The organism is Endothiovibrio diazotrophicus, from assembly GCF_054657215.1.
Genome location: NZ_BAAHXB010000068.1, coordinates 11,905 through 30,803 on the forward strand (window position 1 = coordinate 11,905; position 18,899 = coordinate 30,803).

General features: G+C 66.4%; 23 protein-coding genes and 2 tRNA genes. 5 read left to right on the forward strand and 20 right to left on the reverse strand.

What is annotated here, in order from left to right:
• Window positions 1–118: 118 nt before the first annotated feature.
• Together ACYQ2W_RS16190 and ACYQ2W_RS16195 are read right to left on the reverse strand one after the other, a co-directional pair.
• Window positions 119–946, reverse strand: a complete 828-nt coding sequence (locus tag ACYQ2W_RS16190) for a CheR family methyltransferase (protein WP_459869345.1) — start codon at window positions 944–946, stop codon at window positions 119–121.
• Window positions 947–1,028: 82 nt separating this feature from the next.
• Window positions 1,029–1,967: a chemotaxis protein gene (locus ACYQ2W_RS16195; RefSeq protein ID WP_459869301.1), complete on the reverse strand. Its 939-nt coding sequence runs from the start codon at window positions 1,965–1,967 to the stop codon at window positions 1,029–1,031.
• Window positions 1,968–2,208: 241 nt separating this feature from the next.
• On the opposite strand from ACYQ2W_RS16195, the gene flgA reads away from it, so the two are divergent.
• The 5 genes from flgA (at window position 2,209) to ACYQ2W_RS16220 (ending at window position 5,054) form a co-directional block, all read left to right on the forward strand.
• The gene (gene flgA / locus ACYQ2W_RS16200) at window positions 2,209–2,925 is read left to right on the forward strand and encodes a flagellar basal body P-ring formation chaperone FlgA (RefSeq protein ID WP_459869303.1); all 717 of its coding nucleotides are present in this window, start codon (window positions 2,209–2,211) and stop codon (window positions 2,923–2,925) included.
• 126 nt (window positions 2,926–3,051) lie between these two features.
• Complete coding sequence (gene flgM / locus ACYQ2W_RS16205; protein ID WP_459869305.1) at window positions 3,052–3,369, forward strand: flagellar biosynthesis anti-sigma factor FlgM; 318 nt, start codon at window positions 3,052–3,054, stop codon at window positions 3,367–3,369.
• Window positions 3,370–3,386: 17 nt separating this feature from the next.
• A complete protein-coding gene (locus ACYQ2W_RS16210) occupies window positions 3,387–3,881 on the forward strand; it encodes a flagella synthesis protein FlgN (protein ID WP_459869307.1) in 495 nt (164 codons plus the stop codon).
• A 302-nt stretch (window positions 3,882–4,183) separates the two neighbouring features.
• Window positions 4,184–4,259, forward strand: a tRNA-Ala gene (locus ACYQ2W_RS16215).
• Window positions 4,260–4,847: 588 nt separating this feature from the next.
• Window positions 4,848–5,054 (forward strand): hypothetical protein, encoded by a 207-nt coding sequence (locus ACYQ2W_RS16220; RefSeq protein ID WP_459869309.1) that lies wholly within the window; start codon window positions 4,848–4,850, stop codon window positions 5,052–5,054.
• Between the two features lie 16 nt (window positions 5,055–5,070).
• On the opposite strand, the gene ACYQ2W_RS16225 is transcribed toward ACYQ2W_RS16220, so the two are convergent.
• From ACYQ2W_RS16225 to queC, 18 genes are all read right to left on the reverse strand, one after another.
• Window positions 5,071–5,146: transfer RNA gene (locus tag ACYQ2W_RS16225), tRNA-Lys, on the reverse strand.
• A gap of 45 nt (window positions 5,147–5,191) precedes the next feature.
• Window positions 5,192–5,461, reverse strand: a complete 270-nt coding sequence (locus tag ACYQ2W_RS16230; protein ID WP_459869311.1) for a hypothetical protein — start codon at window positions 5,459–5,461, stop codon at window positions 5,192–5,194.
• A gap of 25 nt (window positions 5,462–5,486) precedes the next feature.
• Window positions 5,487–5,978: a nitrous oxide reductase accessory protein NosL gene (locus tag ACYQ2W_RS16235; protein ID WP_459869313.1), complete on the reverse strand. Its 492-nt coding sequence runs from the start codon at window positions 5,976–5,978 to the stop codon at window positions 5,487–5,489.
• A 265-nt stretch (window positions 5,979–6,243) separates the two neighbouring features.
• Complete coding sequence (locus ACYQ2W_RS16240) at window positions 6,244–6,837, reverse strand: nitrous oxide reductase accessory protein NosL (protein ID WP_459869315.1); 594 nt, start codon at window positions 6,835–6,837, stop codon at window positions 6,244–6,246.
• A gap of 304 nt (window positions 6,838–7,141) precedes the next feature.
• The gene (locus ACYQ2W_RS16245) at window positions 7,142–7,831 is read right to left on the reverse strand and encodes a sulfite exporter TauE/SafE family protein (RefSeq protein ID WP_459869317.1); all 690 of its coding nucleotides are present in this window, start codon (window positions 7,829–7,831) and stop codon (window positions 7,142–7,144) included.
• 102 nt (window positions 7,832–7,933) lie between these two features.
• Window positions 7,934–10,426 (reverse strand): heavy metal translocating P-type ATPase, encoded by a 2,493-nt coding sequence (locus ACYQ2W_RS16250; RefSeq protein WP_459869319.1) that lies wholly within the window; start codon window positions 10,424–10,426, stop codon window positions 7,934–7,936.
• On the reverse strand, window positions 10,405–11,025 hold the full coding sequence (locus ACYQ2W_RS16255; RefSeq protein ID WP_459869321.1) for a hypothetical protein: 621 nt from the start codon (window positions 11,023–11,025) through the stop codon (window positions 10,405–10,407). The genes ACYQ2W_RS16250 and ACYQ2W_RS16255 overlap by 22 nt, the downstream gene beginning before the upstream one ends.
• 3 nt (window positions 11,026–11,028) lie before the next feature.
• Complete coding sequence (locus ACYQ2W_RS16260) at window positions 11,029–11,265, reverse strand: hypothetical protein (protein WP_459869323.1); 237 nt, start codon at window positions 11,263–11,265, stop codon at window positions 11,029–11,031.
• A gap of 206 nt (window positions 11,266–11,471) precedes the next feature.
• Window positions 11,472–11,660, reverse strand: coding sequence for a heavy metal translocating P-type ATPase metal-binding domain-containing protein (locus ACYQ2W_RS16265; RefSeq protein ID WP_459869325.1), 189 nt, complete (start codon window positions 11,658–11,660; stop codon window positions 11,472–11,474).
• Window positions 11,657–12,121 (reverse strand): TlpA family protein disulfide reductase, encoded by a 465-nt coding sequence (locus tag ACYQ2W_RS16270; RefSeq protein WP_459869327.1) that lies wholly within the window; start codon window positions 12,119–12,121, stop codon window positions 11,657–11,659. The genes ACYQ2W_RS16265 and ACYQ2W_RS16270 overlap by 4 nt, the downstream gene beginning before the upstream one ends.
• Window positions 12,122–12,234: 113 nt before the next feature.
• Window positions 12,235–13,236: a hypothetical protein gene (locus tag ACYQ2W_RS16275; protein WP_459869329.1), complete on the reverse strand. Its 1,002-nt coding sequence runs from the start codon at window positions 13,234–13,236 to the stop codon at window positions 12,235–12,237.
• A 277-nt stretch (window positions 13,237–13,513) separates the two neighbouring features.
• Window positions 13,514–14,182, reverse strand: a complete 669-nt coding sequence (locus tag ACYQ2W_RS16280; protein WP_459869331.1) for an ABC transporter ATP-binding protein — start codon at window positions 14,180–14,182, stop codon at window positions 13,514–13,516.
• Window positions 14,183–14,447: 265 nt separating this feature from the next.
• On the reverse strand, window positions 14,448–15,581 hold the full coding sequence (locus ACYQ2W_RS16285; protein ID WP_459869333.1) for an ABC transporter permease: 1,134 nt from the start codon (window positions 15,579–15,581) through the stop codon (window positions 14,448–14,450).
• Window positions 15,582–15,594: 13 nt separating this feature from the next.
• Window positions 15,595–15,921 carry a hypothetical protein gene (locus tag ACYQ2W_RS16290; RefSeq protein ID WP_459869335.1) on the reverse strand — a complete coding sequence of 109 codons (327 nt, stop codon included), beginning with the start codon at window positions 15,919–15,921 and terminating at the stop codon, window positions 15,595–15,597.
• 280 nt (window positions 15,922–16,201) lie between these two features.
• Complete coding sequence (locus tag ACYQ2W_RS16295; protein WP_459869337.1) at window positions 16,202–16,384, reverse strand: hypothetical protein; 183 nt, start codon at window positions 16,382–16,384, stop codon at window positions 16,202–16,204.
• Window positions 16,385–16,499: 115 nt separating this feature from the next.
• Window positions 16,500–17,633, reverse strand: coding sequence for a hypothetical protein (locus tag ACYQ2W_RS16300; protein ID WP_459869339.1), 1,134 nt, complete (start codon window positions 17,631–17,633; stop codon window positions 16,500–16,502).
• Window positions 17,630–17,911, reverse strand: coding sequence for a heavy-metal-associated domain-containing protein (locus ACYQ2W_RS16305; protein WP_459869341.1), 282 nt, complete (start codon window positions 17,909–17,911; stop codon window positions 17,630–17,632). The genes ACYQ2W_RS16300 and ACYQ2W_RS16305 overlap by 4 nt, the downstream gene beginning before the upstream one ends.
• A gap of 157 nt (window positions 17,912–18,068) precedes the next feature.
• Window positions 18,069–18,764, reverse strand: a complete 696-nt coding sequence (gene queC, locus ACYQ2W_RS16310) for a 7-cyano-7-deazaguanine synthase QueC (protein ID WP_459869343.1) — start codon at window positions 18,762–18,764, stop codon at window positions 18,069–18,071.
• Between the last annotated feature and the right edge of the window lie 135 nt (window positions 18,765–18,899).

Consider the following 18,899-nt stretch of genomic DNA (forward strand, 5'->3'; position numbering starts at 1 on the left):
AGGCTTCCGGTTGCGGCGCAGAGCGTGGCAACCGGAAGACCAGAGGGCCCGCCGAACGAGCCCCTCAAATGGAAAAGGCCGGAGATGCGTGCCCCCCGACCTTTGCCCCCCCGCCCCTTCAGCCCTTCAGCTGATACACCACCCCGGGATGACAACGCACCATGTCGAAGGCATCGGAGTAGTTGGCCATGGACTCCGAAGCGCCGAGGAAGAGGTAGCCCCCCGGATTGAGCTGCTGGGCGAAGCGCGCCAGGATATCCTTCTTGGAATCGGTGGAGAAGTAGATCAGCACGTTGCGGCAGAAGATGACGTCGAACTTGCCCAGCGACGAGAAGCTCTGCAGCAGATTGAGATGGCGGAAGGCGACGCGGCGGCGGATCTCCCCTTTCACCTCCCATTCGTTGCCGTGGGGCGTGAAATAGGCCGCTTTACGCTCGGCGGAGAGACCGCGAGCCACCGAAAGTTCGTCATAGCGGGCATTCCGCCCCACCTCGAGCATCCGGTCGGAGATGTCGGTGGCGACGATCTGCGCCTCCCCCGCCAGCTTTCCGGGGTGCTCGCGCAGATATTCCGCGATCGAGATACTGATGGTGAACGGCTCCTGACCCGACGAACAGGCCGCGGACCAGATCCGCAACGGCTGGCGGGTGCGCCGCTCGACGAACTCGGGGATTACCCGGCTCTTCAGGATGTCGAAGGGGAAGGTGTCGCGAAACCAGAAGGTCTCGTTGGTGGTCATCGCCTCGATGATGCGTTCGCGAAAACCGGGACCCCGATCCCGCTTGAGGCGATCGACCAGCTCGCCGAGCGAGGAGAGCTGATGCTCCCCCATCAGCCGATTGAGGCGACTCGAGACCAAGTAATGCTTATTCTCGCCAAGCACGATGCCGCAAGCGTCCTCAAGAAAGCGGCAGAAGTCCTGGTACTCCTGCTGGGTAAACCCCACGTTGCTCAACTCTGTAATTCCTGAATCACCGCCCCGACGGGGCGGAAAGGCGATCGATAGGGGCGTCGCGCACTCCGCCGCACTAGCGGGGCACGCTCCCCATCTCCGGGTCGTCATAGTATTTCAACACCGCCCTGACCAGATCGTCCGGGTGGAACTTGGGCACGAAGACATCCGCCCCGACCCGCTCGACCATGGCGTTGTTGAAGACCCCGCTGAGCGAGCTGTGCAGCACCACGTAGAGCCCCTTCAGCGCCGCATCGCGGCGGATCTCGGCGGTCAGCGTATAGCCGTCCATCTCGGGCATCTCGATATCGGAGAGCACCATGCCGATCCTCTCGTTGACCGGCCCCTCCTTCTCCCACGCCTTCAGCTGTTCGAACGCCTCCTTGCCATCCTTGCACATGGTCACCTCGAGTCCCACCTGATCAAGCGCCCGTTTGATCTGGCTGCGCGCCACGGAGGAGTCGTCGGCCACCAGCACGTGGCGCACCTTGGCGGACTGTACCTCGTGGTCAAGCATCTCCTGGGAGACGTCGGTGTTGATGTGGATCACCTGATCGAGCACCTTCTCGACGTCGATGATCTCCACCAGCTTGCTGTCGACGTTGGTCACCGCGGTGAGATAGGCATCTCCCCCCGCCCCCTTGGGTGGCGGCAGGATATCCTTCCACTGCATGTTGACGATGCGATCCACCGAACCCACCAGGAACCCCTGGACGGTACGGTTGTACTCGGTGACGATGATGTAGCTGTTCTTCAGATCGGTGATCGGCATGCGACCGATCGCCATGCTCAAGTCCATGATCGGGATGGTCTTGCCACGCATGTTGGCGATGCCTTTGACCATCGGGTTGGATTGCGGGACGTGGGTCAGCGGCGGACACTGAATCACCTCCTGCACCTTGAAGACGTTAATGCCGAAGAGCTGGCTTCCGGTCAGGCGGAACATCAACAGTTCGAGACGGTTCGCGCCTGCCAGCTGGGTGCGTTGATCAACGCTATCGAGAACACCGGCCATTTGGTTTTCCCTCTTGATCTTTTGACCGTTCAACTTAACACAGTATACACGTAAGATGTATAAGCGCCTTGTTTTTCAAGAAATTCACGTACCTATCGCGGCACCTCGCCAGATCGCCCGCAGATATCGACGCCCAATCTCCGGCAGACTTCTTGCAGCGAGCCCTTCAACTGCCGAATATGCGCCCGTCGGGTGACGACCCGTTGACACCCCACCCCGACGCGCAACACCGAGGAAACCGATGCCCGCAAAACGAACCATCCGCGCCCTCTTCGCCCTGCTCGTGACCCTTGCGGCCCCGCTCGCGGCCTATGCCGAGGACGCCTACCAGGACCAGGAGGAGATCCTGGCCGCCGCACGGGAGTTTCTGGCCACCCAACTGGCCGGCCACCACGGAGAGGATGCCGACATCCTGGTCGAACCCCTCGACCCGCGGCTGCGCCTGACCCGTTGCGAGGAGCCCCTGGAGGCCTTCCTCCCCGCTGGCGGACAGCTGGTCGGCAACACCTCGGTCGGGGTGAGCTGCAACGCCCCCAAATCCTGGTCGCTCTACGTCTCCGCCAAGATATCGGTGTTCGCCGAAGTACTGGTCGCCGCCCGCAACCTCCCGCGCGGTACCCACCTTACCGGCGCCGACGCGAGCTTCGAGCGCCGGGATCTTTCGCGGCTCCCCTACGGCTACCTCACCGACGCGGCCGAACTGGAGAGCAAGATGACCAGCCGGCGGATCAACGCCGGTACGGTACTCACGCCGTCGAGCATGAAGGATGCCCCGATGGTCAAGCGGGGCGAACGGGTAACCCTCTCCATCAACGCCAGCGGCCTGCAGATCCGCGCCTCCGGCACCGCCATGCAGGACGGCACGCGCGGCCAACACATCCGGGTCCGCAACACCAGCTCCAAACGCATAGTCGAAGGAGTTATACTCGCCCCGGGGCTGGTCGAGGTCAACAATTAGCGGCGCCTGCCGACACACCCTCCACGGAGCACGGAATCTTTATTCGCAGCAGTCGAAAAAAGTTTCTAAAGAATCCAACGGCAACGCCGCTAGTAAAGACTGAGAAAGCTGAAGGAGCATACCGCCATGCCTTTCGAAATCAACACGTTGCAGCAAACGCAGCCCCAAGCGGTGGGCACGCCGGAAGGTGCGCGTGTCGCGGCTCAGCGGACCGACAAACCCAAGAGCGACCTGGAAACCAACCGCTCTGCCGGCAGCGAAACGGTGAGTCTGACCGATACCGCGGCCAAGTTGCACAAATTCGCCAACGAAGTGGAGAGCCTCCCCGTGGTCGACACAGAACGGGTCGATTCGATCAAGCGTTCCCTCGACAACGGCACCTACGAGGTGAAGCCGGAGCGGATCGCCGAAAAGATGATGTCCTTCGAGCGCAACATGGCCTGATCGAGACCACGCGCCGCATGAACCTCGAGGCCCTGCCGCCAGCCCTTGCCCCTCTCCTCGCCCGCGAACTGGAGGAGAGCGGCCGCCTGCTGGAGGCCCTGAAAGAGGGCGAGCGGGTCTTCGCCGGCCGCGATGCGGAGGCGATCCAACACACCGCCAACACCATCCTCCAGCTCTATCAATCCGTCGAAACACTCGAAACCCAACGCCAGCAGCTCCTCGGCGCCGCCGGCCTCTCCCCGGATCGGGAGGGCATGGAGCGCATCATCACCGCCGCCAACGACCCACGACCCCGCCAAGCCTGGGACCGACTGCTCGACAACGCCGCCCAGATCCAGAAACAGAACGCAATCAATGCACGCATCGTCGAGGGAAGCCGACGGCACGCCGAAGCGGCATTCAACCTGTTGCGCGGGAAAGAGCCGGCCAGCGAGCTCTATAGCGCCAAGGGGCGCACCGGCTACGGGAGCGGGAGCAGCGGCATCACCTCGCGCACCATCGGCAAGGCCTGAGCAGTCAGAGGCCGCCAAAAAAGAGGGGCACGACCCTCCCCACCACCTCGGGCCTTTGATTTTTCGTAGGGTGGATAAGCGACAGCGCATCCACCGAGCTCCGAACGCGCGGGGCGATACCCACCGTCAGCCACCACCTCCATTTCGGCGGATGCGCCATCGCTTATCCACCCTACGACGCTCTGCTGCTCGAGCTTTGCCGAACTGCTGGACCATCCAGGCCCATTTCAAATCGGTAGCATACGACAACGAAACAGTGCTAGAATGCGCGCCGCTTCACCCGACGGTGAAGCGCCCATTCCGGGGCCGTAGCTCAGCTGGGAGAGCGTCGCGTTCGCAATGCGAAGGTCAGGGGTTCGATCCCCCTCGGCTCCACCAAATTCCCTTTCGCGGGCAACCGCGAATCCCTGCAAATCCAGCATTTTTACACGCATTCGAACCCTGACGGTGATCGTCAGGGTTCGAATGCGTGTGCCTGTTTTCACGCCCATAGTCTAGGTCAAAGCATAGATCACCAGATCGACCCCACGCCTACCCCTTAACCCTTTTCACCATGGGCAAACTCGCGGCACTCCAGAGGTCTCCCGACTGACGAAACGCGGTCTCTACGGCGACGGCGGCGGGCTGCACCCGCAAATCACGCAACGGGGTTCCAAATCGTGAATTTTTCGCTACCGGGTGGAGGGTCGCCTGCGTAGCCGCGGACTGGAGCCGCCCCATGCCATCTCACTTGCCCAAGCGCGGGAAGCGGCGCGGGAGTACCGCAAGCTCCGAGTGGAGGCATCGACCCCATCGAAGCCAAGCAACAACAGTGGATAGCGGCGAAGCTGGAGGCGGCAAAGTCGATTACCTTCACCGAATGCGTGGAAGGCTAACTCAAGGCACACCGCGCGGGCTGGAAGAGCCAGAAGCACGCGGAAGACTGGGAACAGAGTTTCGTAAACCACACCTACCCGGTTTTGGGTCATGGCGGCACTGGACACCATCAGGAGCGAACCGGGGCGTGATGGTCTTTCCGACAAGAACGGGGACATCACCAGCCATTACTCGGCTGCGGAACTGGAGGAGCTGATCGAAGCCAGTAATCGGGTCTGCCGGGCAAAATCCGGCAAAAATCCGGCACTGGTGATGCTGAAAAGAAAAACGGGTCAGAGGAAATCCCTAACCCGTTGATCTAGTTCGTAAAATATGGTGGGCCGTGTAGGACTCGAACCTACGACCAGTCGGTTAAAAGCCGAATGCTCTACCAGCTGAGCTAACGGCCCATTGAAAATGGGAGGCGCGGAATGATAACGGAATCGGCGGAAAAATCAACTCTCCGGCGACGGCACGGCGGGCGCACCGGTTTTCGGCTTGACGAGCTTCTGTTGGGCGTGGCGGCGGGTGGCGGCCTTGCTCTTCGGTTGGTAGAGATAGACGTGCCAGAGGGTGAAGCCGAGTAGCGCCATCCCCGCCCAGGTGTGCAGGCCCATCGCCTTGCGGCCGCGGAAGCCGGTGTAGACGAGGGTCGCCATGGAGGCGGCCATGCCCGCCTTGGCGGCGGTGCGGCTGGCCTGGAGGATCTGTTTGCGTTGTCCCATGGGGTGGTCCTGGCGGTGTGTCGGTTCAGTGGAATTCGCCGCGATCGAGGTCCTGGAGGATCTCCGGGGTAATCTCGTCGAAGCGCAGGATGCGGCGGCCGGCGTGGTCGGCCATGAACTCCTCGGCATCCTCTCGCGTTGCCAGCGGCACCAGTTCGTGGCCCATCGGGCCGTAGACGTCGGAGCCGATGACGAAGAGGGCGTCGTGGGCGTCGATGTGGGCGAGGCCGTAGTAGTCAGTCACCGCGATGGCGGCGATGTCCTCCTGTTGGTGGCCGGGGGCGTAGCGCGGCAGGTCGTGGAGGTATTTTAAGAGGTCCTTGGCGCCGTCGAAGTGGTGGGCGTGGCCGTCCTTGTAGCGCACCGTGGCCACCCAATTAGGATATTTGGCGACGAACATGCCGCATACCGGGCAGACGTCCTTGGGGCCCGGCGCGGGGACCTGGACCTCGCCGCCGTGGGCGGTGCCGAGGGCGAGCAGGAGACACAAGGCGATGGTGGAGAGCAGGTGCTTCATTGGCGGAAAGTCATTGTGAAAACCGGGTGTGGGTAGGGTGTGCCGATGGGCGAGGCGCACCGGGCTCCGACCGGTGCGCCTCCTGCCGTCGGCACACCCTACCCGTTGATTTGCGACCAAGCCCGCTCGGCGACGAGCCGTAGGGTGGATAAGCGATAGCGCATCCACCGCAACGGGGGCAGCGGCGACCGGGCGGGCATCGCCCTGTCCGGCGCTTGGTGGATGCGCTATCGCTTATCCACCCTACGACGCTTCCCACCGTCCGTCAGCCCTGCATCTTCCTGCGACGCTCGGCGCGGCGTTTGCGGATCATCAGGGTGTCCTTGGCGGTGTCGAGGTAGGCGGCGGTGAGGGCGGCGTCGAAGTCGCCCAGTTCGCCGCCCTTGGCGGCCATCGCCGACTTGGCGGCCTCGGCGTCGGCGAAGGCCATCTTGCTGCGCATGCTCATGGTGCCCTTCAGTTTGCTGCCGATCAGGTAGGTGGCCTCGTCCACCGGCACCAGCGGCTTGATCTTGTCGGCGGAGCCGAAGTCGGCGGCGTAGACCGCCTTGGGGCCGCGGTCGATATTGAGGCTGAGGCTGATCGACAGGCAGTGGATCGAGCAGGTGCCGTCGACCCGGTCGTCGTCGTAGTGGACCAGATGGCGGCTGTGGTTCCACTTGGTGCGGTCCATGCCGCAGTAGGGGCACTTGGGGTATTTCTCCAGCTCGTTCTCCAGCGGCTGGGGGTCCTTCGGCGCCTTGGGTATGAATTGCATCGGGGTGCCGTCGCCGGCGGAGGCAGTGGCGACCGCGGGGAGGGCCACCGTGGCGATGGTTCCGGTGGCGAGGGCGCTTTTCAGCAGGTCACGTCGTTTCATGGGGTTCTCCTGTGGACCGATCGGGGTTCCCGAGCTGTAAGCAATTTCCGAGCCTTAGTTGAAACATTATTCAGTTCAATAGGTTGCGAAAAGGCGGCCGCAAACAGGTGCGGCATATGACACACCTCGCGGGTGTTCCGGTAGGAGCGGCCCTTAGGCCGCGATCGGGACGGAGTGGGACGCTCCGATTCGGTTTTCGGTGGGAACGGACGCGGCGCCATCGCGGCCTTGGGGCCGCTCCTACAGGTGGGAAATCAGCGACGTCCATAGACGCGGACTCCGGCACATTCCTCGGATGCGTTGCTTACCAGTTGGCCAAGCCCTGCATCACCTGGAAGTAGTTCACACCCTCGATCACCGTGCTGATGCCGAGGGCGATGACGAAGACCGCGGCGATCTTCAGCAGCTGGCCGCGCAGCTTGGCGCCGAGCTTGCCGAACACCGCGCTGACGAAGAGCATCGAGGGCAGCGTGCCGAGGCCGAAGGCGAGCATCAGCAACCCGCCCTGCAGCGGCCCGCCGGCGGTGGTCGCCTTGACCGCCACCGAGAGGGTCAGCGAACAGGGCATGAGTCCGTTGACCACTCCGGCGACCAGGGCGCCGATCACCGGTCCCTGCTCGGTGGCGGCGATGAAGCGCCGGCGCAGGGCGGCCAGCGGCAGGAAGGAGAAGTGGACCCGCCAGGGGCCGACGCCGAGGATGTCGAGGCCGAGGAGGATCACGATCAGTCCGGCGATGATCTTGAGGACCCCCTGCGCCTTGCCGATGAAGCCGGTGGAGGTGAGGGCGAGACCGAGCAGTCCGGCGGCGATGCCGATCAACACGTAGACCGTGATCCGTCCGCCGTGATAGGCGCCGTAGGGGAGCACGCCGCGGCCGCGGTCGCCCATCTTGATGAAGAAGGCGGAGACCAGACTGCCGCACATGCCGACGCAGTGGCCGCTGCCGAGGATGCCGGCCATGAAGGCGACGGCGTAGTCGTATTCCGGTTGCATAAAGCGCTATTTACTGCAGATTAACGCAGATTGGCGTAGATCAAGACAGAAAAAATCTGCGTCAATCTGCGCTAATCTGCGGTTCATGTGTTCCGATCGGTTTTATGGTGCCCCACCGCTGCGTTGCAGGCGAAGGGAGTTGGTGACCACCGAGACCGAACTCATCGCCATGGCGGCGGAGGCGATCATCGGGTTGAGGCGGCCGGAGACCGCCACCGGGATGGCGACCCCGTTGTAGATCAGCGCCCAGAAGAGGTTCTGGCGGATGATGCTCATGGTCCGCCGGCTCAGCGCCACCGCCTCGGCGAGGCGGGCCAGATCGCCGCCGACCAGGGTCACGTCGGCCGCCTCCATGGCGATGTCGGTGCCGCTGCCGATGGCGAAGCCGACCGCGGCGGTGGCCAGCGCCGGGGCGTCGTTGATGCCGTCGCCGACCATGCCGACCCGCGCGCCCTCGGCGGCCAGCACCTCCAGCACCGCCACCTTCTCCGCCGGAGTCGCCTCGGCCACCACCCGCGCGATGCCCAGTTCGGCGGCGACGTGCTCGGCGGTGGCGCGGGTATCGCCGGTGACCATCACCACCTCCAGGCCCAGCGCGGCGAGCGCCGCCACCGCCTCGCGGGCACCGTCGCGGGGACGGTCGGCGATCGCCGCCAGCGCCGCGGCACGGCCATCGAGGGCGAGGAACACCGGGGTCTTGCCGGCGGCGGCCAGCTCCGCCGCCGTCCCCTCCAACTCATCGAGGGCGATCCCCTCCCCCGCCAGCCAAGCGGCGTTACCGAGCAGCAGATCGCGACCGGAAACCCGTGCCGCAACGCCCCGCCCCGGCTCGGCGTGGAAATGCTCGGCGCCGGCGGGCTCCACGCCCCTTTCGCGGGCGTAGGCGACCAGCGCCCGTGCCAGATAGTGCTCCGACTCCCCCTCGGCGGCGGCGGCCAGGGCGAGCAGTTCGCCATCGTCGAGGGGCGAGCGGTTGAGCCAGTCGGTGACCACCGGCCGCCCCTCGGTGAGGGTGCCGGTTTTGTCGAGGACCACGGTGGTGAGCCGCGCCGCCGCCTCCAGGGCGTCGCCGCCGCGGATGAAGATGCCGCGCCGCGCCGCTTGGCCCGTGCCGGCCATAATCGCGGTGGGGGTAGCCAGCCCCAGGGCGCAGGGGCAGGCGATCAGCAACACCGCGATGGCGTTGGCGGCGGCCATGGTGAGCGGCGCCCCGGCGAGCAGCCAGCCGGCGGCGGTGAGCGCGGAGACCCCCATCACCGCCGGCACGAACACCGCCGAGATGCGATCCGCGAGCTTCTGCACCGGCAGCTTCGCCCCCTGCGCCTGGTCGACCAGACGGACGATGCCGGCGAGCACGGTGTCGCCGCCCACCGCGGTGGCGCGCACTCGCAGCGTACCGCTGCCGTTGATGCAGCCACCGACCACCGCCTGGCCCGGCTCCTTGACCACCGGCAGGCTCTCGCCGGTGACCATCGATTCATCCACCGTGGAGAGGCCGGCCACCACCTCGCCGTCGGTGGGGATGCGCTCGCCGGGGCGCACCAGCAGCAGGTCGCCCACTGCCAGCTCTTCCGCCGGGACGACCACCTCGACGCCGTCGCGCAACACCGTGGCGCTCTGCGGCTGGAGGTCGATCAGCTTGCGGATCGCCTCCCCCGCCTGCCCCTTGGCGCGCTCCTCCAGGTAGCGGCCGAGCAGCACGAAGGTGATGATGCCGCCGGCCGCTTCGAAGTAGAGGTGGTGACGGTTGAACAGCCAGGCGGGGACGCTGTAGGCGTAGGCGGCGCCGGCGCCCAGGGCGATCAGGCTGTCCATGTTCGCCTCGCGCTGCTTGGCCAGCGCCCACGCCTTGGAGAAGAAGGGGCGGCCGGCCCAGGCGACGATCGGGGTGGTGAGCAGGAACTCGACGCTCTTGAGGAGGAAGGAGGTCGGCATCGCCATGCCGATGGCCATCACCGGCAGGGCCAGCAGGCCGGCGCCGACCAGCCGCCGCCGCGCCTCCTCCAGCCGTTCACGCTCGCGCGCCACCAGCAGCCGGCGCTGGGCCAGGGTATCCATCGGGCGGGCCTGATAGCCGAGGCTCTCGACCACTTGGTAGACCGCGTCGCGATCGAGCCGCCCCTCCACCTGGGCGGTGCCGGCGGCGAAGTTGACCCGCGCCGCGGCGACCCGCGGGTCGCGGTTGAGGCGCATCTCGATCAGCGCGGCGCAGGAGGCGCAGGTCATCCCCTCCACCGCCACCGAGCAGCGCTGCGGCGTCGTCTCGGCCGGCGACGGATCAGTGGCCGGCGCTGCGGCGGCGCCGGGCCGCACCAGCAGGTTGCCGATCACCGCGTCGAGCAGCGGCAGCAACCGCGCCAGCGGTAGCCCGTGGGGATCGAAGTGGACCACCACCGAGCCCAACTCCACCACCCCGCGCACCTGCCTCAACTGCGGATGCTTGCGCAGCAGGATCTCCAGCAGCGCCATCCGCTCGCGCTCACCGCGCAGCCCCGGCGCCACCAGCCGCACCCGCCGGCGCAGCCGGTGGACCAGCCGGTAGTGGTTGGGCAGGTAGCCGGCGCTCTCGGCCATCAACGCCCCGGCTTCTTCCACGAACGCACCAGCAGGAAGACGAAGTAGAAGGCGGTGAGCCACTCGTAGCGGTGCTTGATCGGCCGCTTCAGCCACTTGCCGACGATCAGGTCCCAGTGGACCTTGATCAGGTAGAAGGTGACCGCGTCGTTGATGAAGCCGAAGACCGCCTTCTCCGGATCGTCGCCGAGCAGGCGCAGGGCGGGATTGAACTTCCAGTGGATCTTGGCCACCGCGCTCACCTGGCGCGCCCGCTCGCGCCAGTCATGGTAGCGCTGCTGGACACGGGCGAGCGGGCGTGCCTCGCGCAGGCGGGCGATCAGGCCGCGCTTCGGTGGCGCCGGCGGGGCGGCGAGACGGCGCTGCTCCAGCAGGTCGATCAGCCGCGCCAGCTTGCGCACCACCCCGTGTACCCCGACCACCGTCTCCTGGTAGAACACCGAGAGCTTGCGCTGGGCGGTGTAGACCACCACCCGGCGCACCCCCTCCAGTTGGTGCAGCCCCTGTTCGAGGTAGTGGGCGATCTCCGCGCGGCAGAGCGTCGCCGGCAGCTCGAAGCGCAGGTGGCCGGGGGCGCGATGGCTGAGCAGCACCTCACCCAGCAGGGAGTCGGCGGTCATGGGCTATTTCGCCGCGTCCGGATTGCCCGGCGCCTCGCCGCCCTCCTCGGCCTCGCGCGCCTCCTCCAGCAGGTCGGCGAGGCTCTCACGCTGCTGCAGCATGAAGTCGCGCCCCAGATCCGACCCCTTGGAGACCGCGGCGGCGATCTCCTTGCGGTACTTGTAGCCGTAGTAGCCGGCGGCGGCGCCGACCACGAACCACAACAGGGGATGACGTATAACGGAATTGCTACCGGCCATGACGGCTCCTCTCTTCACGGTTTCGTAAGCCTTGGCATGCAACGAGAGCATCTCCTCGCACACCGCGTTCATCGGTTCGTTCATCGCAACCGCCCCCAATCAAGAGACTCAACCGCAGATTAACGCAGATTTCCGCAGATTGAGCCGAGCGTTCATCTGCGAAAATCTGCGTTAATCTGCGGTTCGATCAGAGAGGCGAGTCGTTGCTATTCACCATCGTTGCGCTCGGCCGCGGGAGCGATCCCATCGTCGGGCAGCTCCTGCGGCTGGTGGAGCATCCGGTAGATGCCGCGACAGCCGTCGCAACAGAAGTGCAGGGTCCCCTCCGCGGTGCGCACGGGAAAAACGTCGTGCTCCACCGGCAGGGCGCACAGGTCGCAAGGCAGATCGCTCACAGCAGCGGCTCGACCGCATGCCGGAAGGTGGCGGCGTCCGCCTCGCCGAGGATTTTCGAGGCGACCTTGCCCTGGCGGTCGATGAAGTAGGTGGTGGGCAGGCCGATCACCCCGTAGGCGCGGGCGATCGACGAGTCGGCATCGAGCAGCGTCTGGTAGCTGACCCCCAGCTTGTCGACGAACGCCTTGGCGGTCTCCCGGTCCTGGCCGACGTTGACCGCCCACACCCGCAGGCCGCGCCCCTTCAGCTCGCGGTAGACCGGCTCGATGTCGCCCATCTCCTTCTTGCAGTAGGGACACCAGTCGGCCCAGAAGCGGATCGCCACCACCTCGCCGGTGGCCGGCAGGCCGATCTTCTCTCCCGCCAGATTCTCGGTCTGGAACGGCGGCGCCGGATCGCCGTGCTGCAGGCGCGGCCGCTGCTCGCCGCCGCAGCCGGCAAGCAAGGCCAGGGCGAGCAACAAAATTCCGCCACGGAGGCACGGAGAACACGGAGAAGAGGAGAGACCTCTCCTGATCCGCAAAGCCCTCCGTGTACTCCGTGCCTCCGTGGCAGTCTTAAAGGAATTGGGCATCAGTCACCGAGGAGGATCAGGTTGGAGTCGAGGATGACGAAGGATACCAGCCCGGTGAACAACAAAAACAGCAGCGTTGCGATCAGGCCGAGACGACGGCCGCTGCCGGCGAGGATCGGTCGCATGCTCTCGCCGCGGGCCAGCGGCGCGGTGACGCCGACGCCGACACCCAAGGCGGTGGCCGCGAAGAGTGGCACGTAGAGGGCGTAGCCGAGGTAGTGGTACTCCCCCTTGAGCACGCAGAAGGGGCAGTGGTGGTGGGGGTGCTCGTAGATGTAGAGCGAGATGAAGGTGATCATCGCCACCACCGAGGTGACGAAGGCCACCGCGCTCAGCAAGCCGAACAGCGCCGCGCCGCGGCCGCGCCAGGCGTGGTAGGCGCCGCTCGCCAGGGTCGCCGCCATCACCCCGTAGAAGAGGATCATCGTCGGCCGCGGCGCGAAGCCCGCCATCTCGGCGGAGACGGTGGCCGCGCCGCCGCCGAACAGGCTGCCGCAGCAGGAGGTGATGACATCCGCGCGCAGGCCGAGGAAGTAGGCCAGTTGCAGCCCCGCCGCGGCCAGCGCCAGCGGCAGGATCAGCAGCACCAGGGCGTACTTCGCCTTGACCAGCGGGTAGTCGTAGGCCTTGCCGTCGAGGTGGTTCATCACCAGCCACACCGCGGCGAGGAAGAACAGCGCGACCCGCGCCTCCAGCGCCGGGAAGCCCCACGGGTCGACGTTGAGCGAGCCCACCGCGCACATCGCGCCGACGAACAGATCGGCCATCTTGTCGGCGTTGAAGATGAACAGCAGCAGCGACAGCAACTGGGTGAGGAAGACGAAGCTGAGCAGGGTGGAGACCAGATAGCTGCGCCGCTCCAGGTCGAGCTGACGGGCGCTGCCGCTGGCCAGGTCCCAGTGACGCAGCACACTCACCGCGAACAGCGCGGCGAGGATGAGGAACACCAGCCCCACCCCGTCGGCAAGCAGCAGGGCCATGATCGCCGGTTGGAAGATCACGGCGACGTCCCCCTTGATAACCAACCACTCCGGAAATCATCGAATGGACCAAGCCGAAATACTCTGCCCAACTGAAAAATCTGGCCGTAAACTTTTACTTTCCCCCCTGCCGAACGCCCGCTCCATGCGACCGTAGGATGGGCAAAGGAGTGTAGCGACGTGCCCATCAAACGAAAGCAGTGAACTTCACTGTGGCAGTGATGTTTGATGGGCACGCTACGCTTTGCCCATCCTACGTAGAGACCACGCCCCATGGTCAATCGATACCGACGGAACACTAAATCAAACGCCCGTCGCGCAGCGCCACCACCCGGTCCATCGTCGTGGACTGGTAGACCAGCGGGTCGTGGCTGGTGAGGAGCAGCGTCTTGCCCCGTTCGAGCAACCCCTCGACGATCGCCAGGAACTCCCGCGACAGCTGGGTATCGAGATTCGCGGTGGGCTCGTCGGCGATGATCACCGGCGGATCGTTGATCAGCGCGCGGGCGATCGCGGCGCGCTGCGCCTCGCCGCCGGAGAGCCACTCCACCCGCGCCTCGGCGCGGTGGCCGAGGCGCAGTTGCTCCAGCAGCACCTCGGCGCTCTCGCGCAGCTCGCGGTGCGGCCGCCCGATCGGATAGGCCGGCAGCATCACATTCTCCAGCACGCTGAGCCCCTTGATCAGGTTGAACTGCTGGAAGACGAAACCGAAGGTGTGGCGGCGAATCTCGGTGAGGAACGGCTCGGGCAGGCCGGAGACGTCGCGCCCCTGCAGCCGCACCCGCCCCTCGGTGGGCCGCGCCAGCGCGCCGACCACAGTGAGCAGGGTGGTCTTGCCCGAGCCGCTGGGGCCGGTCAGCGCGGTGGCCCGGCCCGCCTCGATGGTCAGGTCGATGCCGTCCACCGCCCAGAACTCGTTGCTGCGCCCCTGGTTGTAGGCCTTGCGGATGTTGTGCAGCTCGATCACTAGTGTGCAGCCCCCCACTTAATGGCCCTTTCAGCGAGTCGCCAGGCGGTCAGCCGCAAGGCGCGGGCTCGCCGGGGCAGCCACCCTGCCTCAAGAGACCGCAACGCAGCGGATGGCCGCCTGGCGACTCGCCCGGAGGGCGCCCCCCAGAGACGCCAGGCCTGCGTTGCGGCACTTACCAAGGACCAGTCATTGCCTACGCGCCGCGCCTTGTCCTGGCGTCTCTGGGGGGCGCTGAAAGGGCCATTAAGTGGGGGGCTGCACACTATCGCATCACCGTGTCGGGGTCGGTGACCGCCACCCGCCAGATCGGGATCAGGGTGGCGGCGGTGTAGGGGAAGACGGTGAAGAAGAAGAGCGTCGCCAGTTGCAGGCCGTCGACGTAGGGGGTGAGCTGAAAGTTGGGATAGAGCACCGCCCACCCCTTCAGCACCGGCGCGAACAGCGCCGAGGAGAAGAGGAAGACGTGGCCGTAGGCGAGCAGGTAGCCAAGCAGGAAGGCGCCGAGCGAGATCAGCCCCCCCTCCCACAGCTTCATCCGCAGCACGTCGCCGGTCTCCCAGCCCACCGCCTTGAGGATGCCGATCTCGCGCCGCTCCTCCGCCGACAGCCCGGAGGCCTTCTCCCAGGCGAAGATGACGAAGGCGAGCAGCGCGCCGACCAGCAGCACCAGCACCATCCCCTCGCGCCAGTCGAACACCGACTGATAGGTGCGCAGGATTTCGGAACGCAGGATCGGCCGGCTGTCGGGCAGCCGGGTGGCGATCTTCTGCGCCACCTTGCGCACCTCGCGCGGGTTGGCCACATGCAGCGCGATGTCGGTATAGCGGCCGGGCTCGACGCCGAAGAAGCCGCGGTAGTCGGCCTCGTTGATCAGCACCAGATCGGCGCTGACGATCTCCGAGCGGGCGGAGAGCAGGCCGCCGATGGTGAAGGAGTGGAGCCGCCCGTCGTGGCCGCGGAAGGCGAGCACGTCCCCCACCCCGGCGCCACGGGTACGGGCGATCCCCTCGCCGATTACCACCCGGCCGGCGGCGGGCGGGTCGGCCGGCGGCACCAGGAAGGTGTAGTTGGCCGAGGCCGCCGGGTCGTAGAAGTAGCCCCACAACCGCCCCTCGGCACCGCGCACCCCGCGGATCTTGCGCAGTTGCTCCAGGTAGGACTCCGGAATCGGTGCGTGGCGCCCGGCCAGCACCCGCTGCACGATCACCTCCGGCGAGTCGGCCAGCAGCAGCCCCGCCTCACGCTGGATCGCGTGGCTGAACAGCAGCACCGAGGCGAGCAGGAAGATGATCAGGGTGTAGACCGCGAACAGGCCGAGGTTCTTCCCCTTGCGCCGTCCGAGGGAGGCGAGGGTGTAGTCGATCAGCGACCTCTGTCGTTCGATCCAGCGAGTCATCGGGAGGGGCGCCTCAGTGGGACACGGTCAACGTGGATGGCGGCCCGATCAGCGAACCGGAGGGGAAGTGGTCGAGGGCGAGGGGGTGATCCTGGAAGGCGCTCGCCAGATCCGCTTGCGACGGATGGCGGGTATAGCGCGCCTCGGTGAACAGGCAGAGGTCGGTCAGCCCGAGATCGCGCACCAGGGCGCGCTTCTCGGCCAACGCGGGAGCCGCCTGCGACTGCGCCCAGCGGGCATGCACCACGCTCGCCGCAACCGCCAGCACCCCGCCCAGCAGCAGGCCGAGGGCGATGTCGGCCTTGCGGGAGCGGGCAAAAAAACTGCGCGATTGGACCATGGGGAAATATTTGAGGGCGCTACGTCACGCTCACGGTATGAAGCGCGGGGATGAGCATCGTTTAGGTGAAAGGGCCTTCGTGCGACAGCCTCCACATGCGTGGCGAGCGCTGCCCGGAGCATACGCGGAGAAGGAGAACGAACGGGTAGGGTGTGCCGAGGTACGAGGCGCACCATGTTCCGACTGGTGCCCCTCCTATCGTCGGCACACCCTACCCGGGATTCGTCGTTCGGAGTATCGGACGATGGGAAATCGGCAAAAAGTGGGATGGCGCCGCCACTCAGACCTTCTTCGACGCCTTCATCAACGCGGCACGCAGCGCGCCGGTCAACGCCGGCCCCATCCCCACCCGCTGGGCCAGCGCGGGCAACAGGATCAGCGAGGCGAGGGTGAACCCCGCGCCCAGCAGCAACGAGGGCAACTCATTCGATTCGGCGACGGCATCGCGGGTGGGCTGGCTCATCGGTTCCCTACTCCCCAAGGGTGGATATGACGCTGCTGGAGAGCAGCTTCCGGGCCAACTCTATCCCACTGATTTTTCTGGCCGGAAAATCAGGAGACGAAAAAAGTGCGTGATATCACACAGCTCGATGCCGCGATATGCCGCAGTCGACGGTCGTCCCGTTCACGCCACCCGCCTCGACGACCTCGGCAAAGCCGCCGCCGGGGGTGCGCAGGTTGGTAGTCTGTCCACGGTAGAGGCGGGCGAGGCGATGGAGGACGCGACCGGCGTAGACGTAGAGACGCAGGTCGAATTTGAGCTCGCCGTAGGGACCGGGTACCCGCGCCGGCGGCACCCGCTGCTGGGCCACGTAATCGCCGGCGAGGATCTCCCCCCACACCCGCCGGGTCAGCTTGCCGCCGCGGTAGGCCCCCTTGCTGCCGTAGCCGCGCGCCGGCTTGAAGAACCAGCGATCGCGCTCACGCCACAGCCGATCGGCATCCGCCTCGGCCACCGGCCGCGTCGGCGGCACCGCCCGCACCAGCAGCGCCGCCGCCTGCGGCGCGACGCCCCAGGCGGTCAGCCGCTCGCCTTCCCCGAGCAGGGCGAGGTTGCGCTTGTCGGCGTAGAGGGCGTGGGCGTGGGGGTGCGGGGTGAGGACGGCGGCACCATCGAGATAGGCCCGCTGCAACGCCTCGTGAGCCGGCTCTTCCAGGGTGAAGTCGGTGAGGCGGTTGTAGACCAGGTCGACCGGTCGCCCCTCCAGCCACAACCGGTCGCCCTCCAGGCGCAGCGCCTGCGGCGCGCCGATCAGCGCCTCCAGGCCGTGACGGGCGAAGAGCTCCTGGAAGCGCAGAAATTCGGGATAGAGGAACTGATTGGAAGGTTCGTCATCGACGATGGCGACGGTGCGCAGCGGGCGACCGGTCCCGGCGCGCCGCCACTCCTCCTGGAACATGGCGACCACCGCCGCCTCCAGCGGTGGTGCCACACCGTGGAGCAACGCCCCGCCGGCGTTGGTGTTGATCTCGATCAGCCGCGGCCCGTCGGCGGTGAGGTGGAAATCGTAGCCGAGGAACACCCCAACCGGCCCCGGATCACGCCGTGCCGCGGCGGGCGCCCAGGCGAGCGCCGCCTCACGATAGGCGGGCAGCGCGACCACCTCGGAGACCGCCGCGACCACCGCCTCCATGGCGCGCGCCGCGGCGGCATCGACGGCGAGCGGCGGCGGCCGGTCGGCGCCTACCGCCGACGCGACCGCCCCGCTCACTTGGCGCCGTCCATCCGTCCGATGGCACAGCTGACGAAGGAGACCGCCTTCGCCTTGGCCGAGGCCAGCCCCTCGACCGAGCCGCTCTCCGGATAGCCGGACTTGGCCAGCGTCTCCACCACCGAACCGCGCAGCGCCTCGTCGGCGACCACCTCGACGGTGCCACTCTCGACGGTGACGTTGACCTCCGCCACCCCGTCCAGCTCCAACAGACGCTTGCGGATGGTGTTGGCGCAGCCGCCGCACTTGATGTTCTCGACCTGAAGGGTGAATGACATGGGTAACTCCCGTGGATGATGAAAGTCGGATAGGGTGTGCCGACGATAGGAGGCGCACCCGTCGGATAATGGTGCGCCTCGTACCTCGGCACCCCCTACGGCCGCCGACACAGCTGCGCGTATTTTTTCGGTAAAAACAGGTTCGGCGGGCCGTAGCTTAGCGGTAGCGGGTCGGATCGTCGATCCCGGCGGCACGGAAGCCGGCGCGGCGCAGCCGGCAGGAGTCGCACACCCCGCAGGCGCGCCCCGCGTCGTCGGCCTGATAGCAGGAGACAGTGAGGCCGTAATCCACGCCGAGGGCGGCGCCGGCGCGGATGATCTCCGCCTTGGAGAGGTCGATCAGCGGGGTACGGATGTGGAAGGGGCGGCCCTCCACGCCGGCCTTGGTGGCGAGGTTGGCGGTGCGCTCGAAGGCCTCGATGAACTCGGGTCGGCAGTCGGGGTAGCCGGAGTAGTCCACCGCGTTGACGCCGATGAAGATCTGGTGGGCATCGAGCACCTCGGCCCAACCGAGAGCGATGGAGAGGAAGACGGTGTTGCGCGCCGGCACGTAGGTGACCGGGATCCCCTCGGCGACCTCCTCCCCCGCCCCCTCGGGCACGGCGATGGCGTCGTCGGTGAGCGCCGAGCCGCCGATGCCGCGCAGATCGAGGCGCACCGTCTTGTACGCCAGCGCACCGAGCGCTTCGGCCACCCTCTGCGCCGCGGCAAGCTCCGCGCGATGACGCTGACCGTAATCGAAGGAGAGGGCGTAACAGACATACCCATCGGCCCGCGCCATCGCCAGACAGGTGGCCGAATCGAGGCCGCCGGAGACCAGCACGACGGCGCGTTTGGAAGTTGGATCAGACATGCGGAGAATAGAATCGAGTGTTTGGTGTTGAGTGTTTAATGCTGAGCGAATGAGTCGCTGCGCGACGCCGTTTAGATCTTCGGCACGCGAAGCGTGCGTCCACTAAAACACCAAACACTCATCCCTAAGGGCCCA

Bases quoted from the DNA above. Each gene is read 5' to 3' on its own strand.
- ACYQ2W_RS16195 (WP_459869301.1), bottom strand. From the start codon at position 1,967: ATGGCCGGTGTTCTCGATAGCGTTGATCAACGCACCCAGCTGGCAGGC.
- flgA (WP_459869303.1), top strand. From the start codon at position 2,209: ATGCCCGCAAAACGAACCATCCGCGCCCTCTTCGCCCTGCTCGTGACC.
- flgM (WP_459869305.1), top strand. From the start codon at position 3,052: ATGCCTTTCGAAATCAACACGTTGCAGCAAACGCAGCCCCAAGCGGTG.
- ACYQ2W_RS16210 (WP_459869307.1), top strand. From the start codon at position 3,387: ATGAACCTCGAGGCCCTGCCGCCAGCCCTTGCCCCTCTCCTCGCCCGC.
- ACYQ2W_RS16220 (WP_459869309.1), top strand. From the start codon at position 4,848: ATGGCGGCACTGGACACCATCAGGAGCGAACCGGGGCGTGATGGTCTT.
- ACYQ2W_RS16230 (WP_459869311.1), bottom strand. From the start codon at position 5,461: ATGGGACAACGCAAACAGATCCTCCAGGCCAGCCGCACCGCCGCCAAG.
- ACYQ2W_RS16235 (WP_459869313.1), bottom strand. From the start codon at position 5,978: ATGAAGCACCTGCTCTCCACCATCGCCTTGTGTCTCCTGCTCGCCCTC.
- ACYQ2W_RS16240 (WP_459869315.1), bottom strand. From the start codon at position 6,837: ATGAAACGACGTGACCTGCTGAAAAGCGCCCTCGCCACCGGAACCATC.
- ACYQ2W_RS16245 (WP_459869317.1), bottom strand. From the start codon at position 7,831: ATGCAACCGGAATACGACTACGCCGTCGCCTTCATGGCCGGCATCCTC.
- ACYQ2W_RS16255 (WP_459869321.1), bottom strand. From the start codon at position 11,025: ATGACCGCCGACTCCCTGCTGGGTGAGGTGCTGCTCAGCCATCGCGCC.
- ACYQ2W_RS16260 (WP_459869323.1), bottom strand. From the start codon at position 11,265: ATGGCCGGTAGCAATTCCGTTATACGTCATCCCCTGTTGTGGTTCGTG.
- ACYQ2W_RS16285 (WP_459869333.1), bottom strand. From the start codon at position 15,581: ATGACTCGCTGGATCGAACGACAGAGGTCGCTGATCGACTACACCCTC.
- ACYQ2W_RS16290 (WP_459869335.1), bottom strand. From the start codon at position 15,921: ATGGTCCAATCGCGCAGTTTTTTTGCCCGCTCCCGCAAGGCCGACATC.
- ACYQ2W_RS16295 (WP_459869337.1), bottom strand. From the start codon at position 16,384: ATGAGCCAGCCCACCCGCGATGCCGTCGCCGAATCGAATGAGTTGCCC.
- ACYQ2W_RS16305 (WP_459869341.1), bottom strand. From the start codon at position 17,911: ATGTCATTCACCCTTCAGGTCGAGAACATCAAGTGCGGCGGCTGCGCC.
- queC (WP_459869343.1), bottom strand. From the start codon at position 18,764: ATGTCTGATCCAACTTCCAAACGCGCCGTCGTGCTGGTCTCCGGCGGC.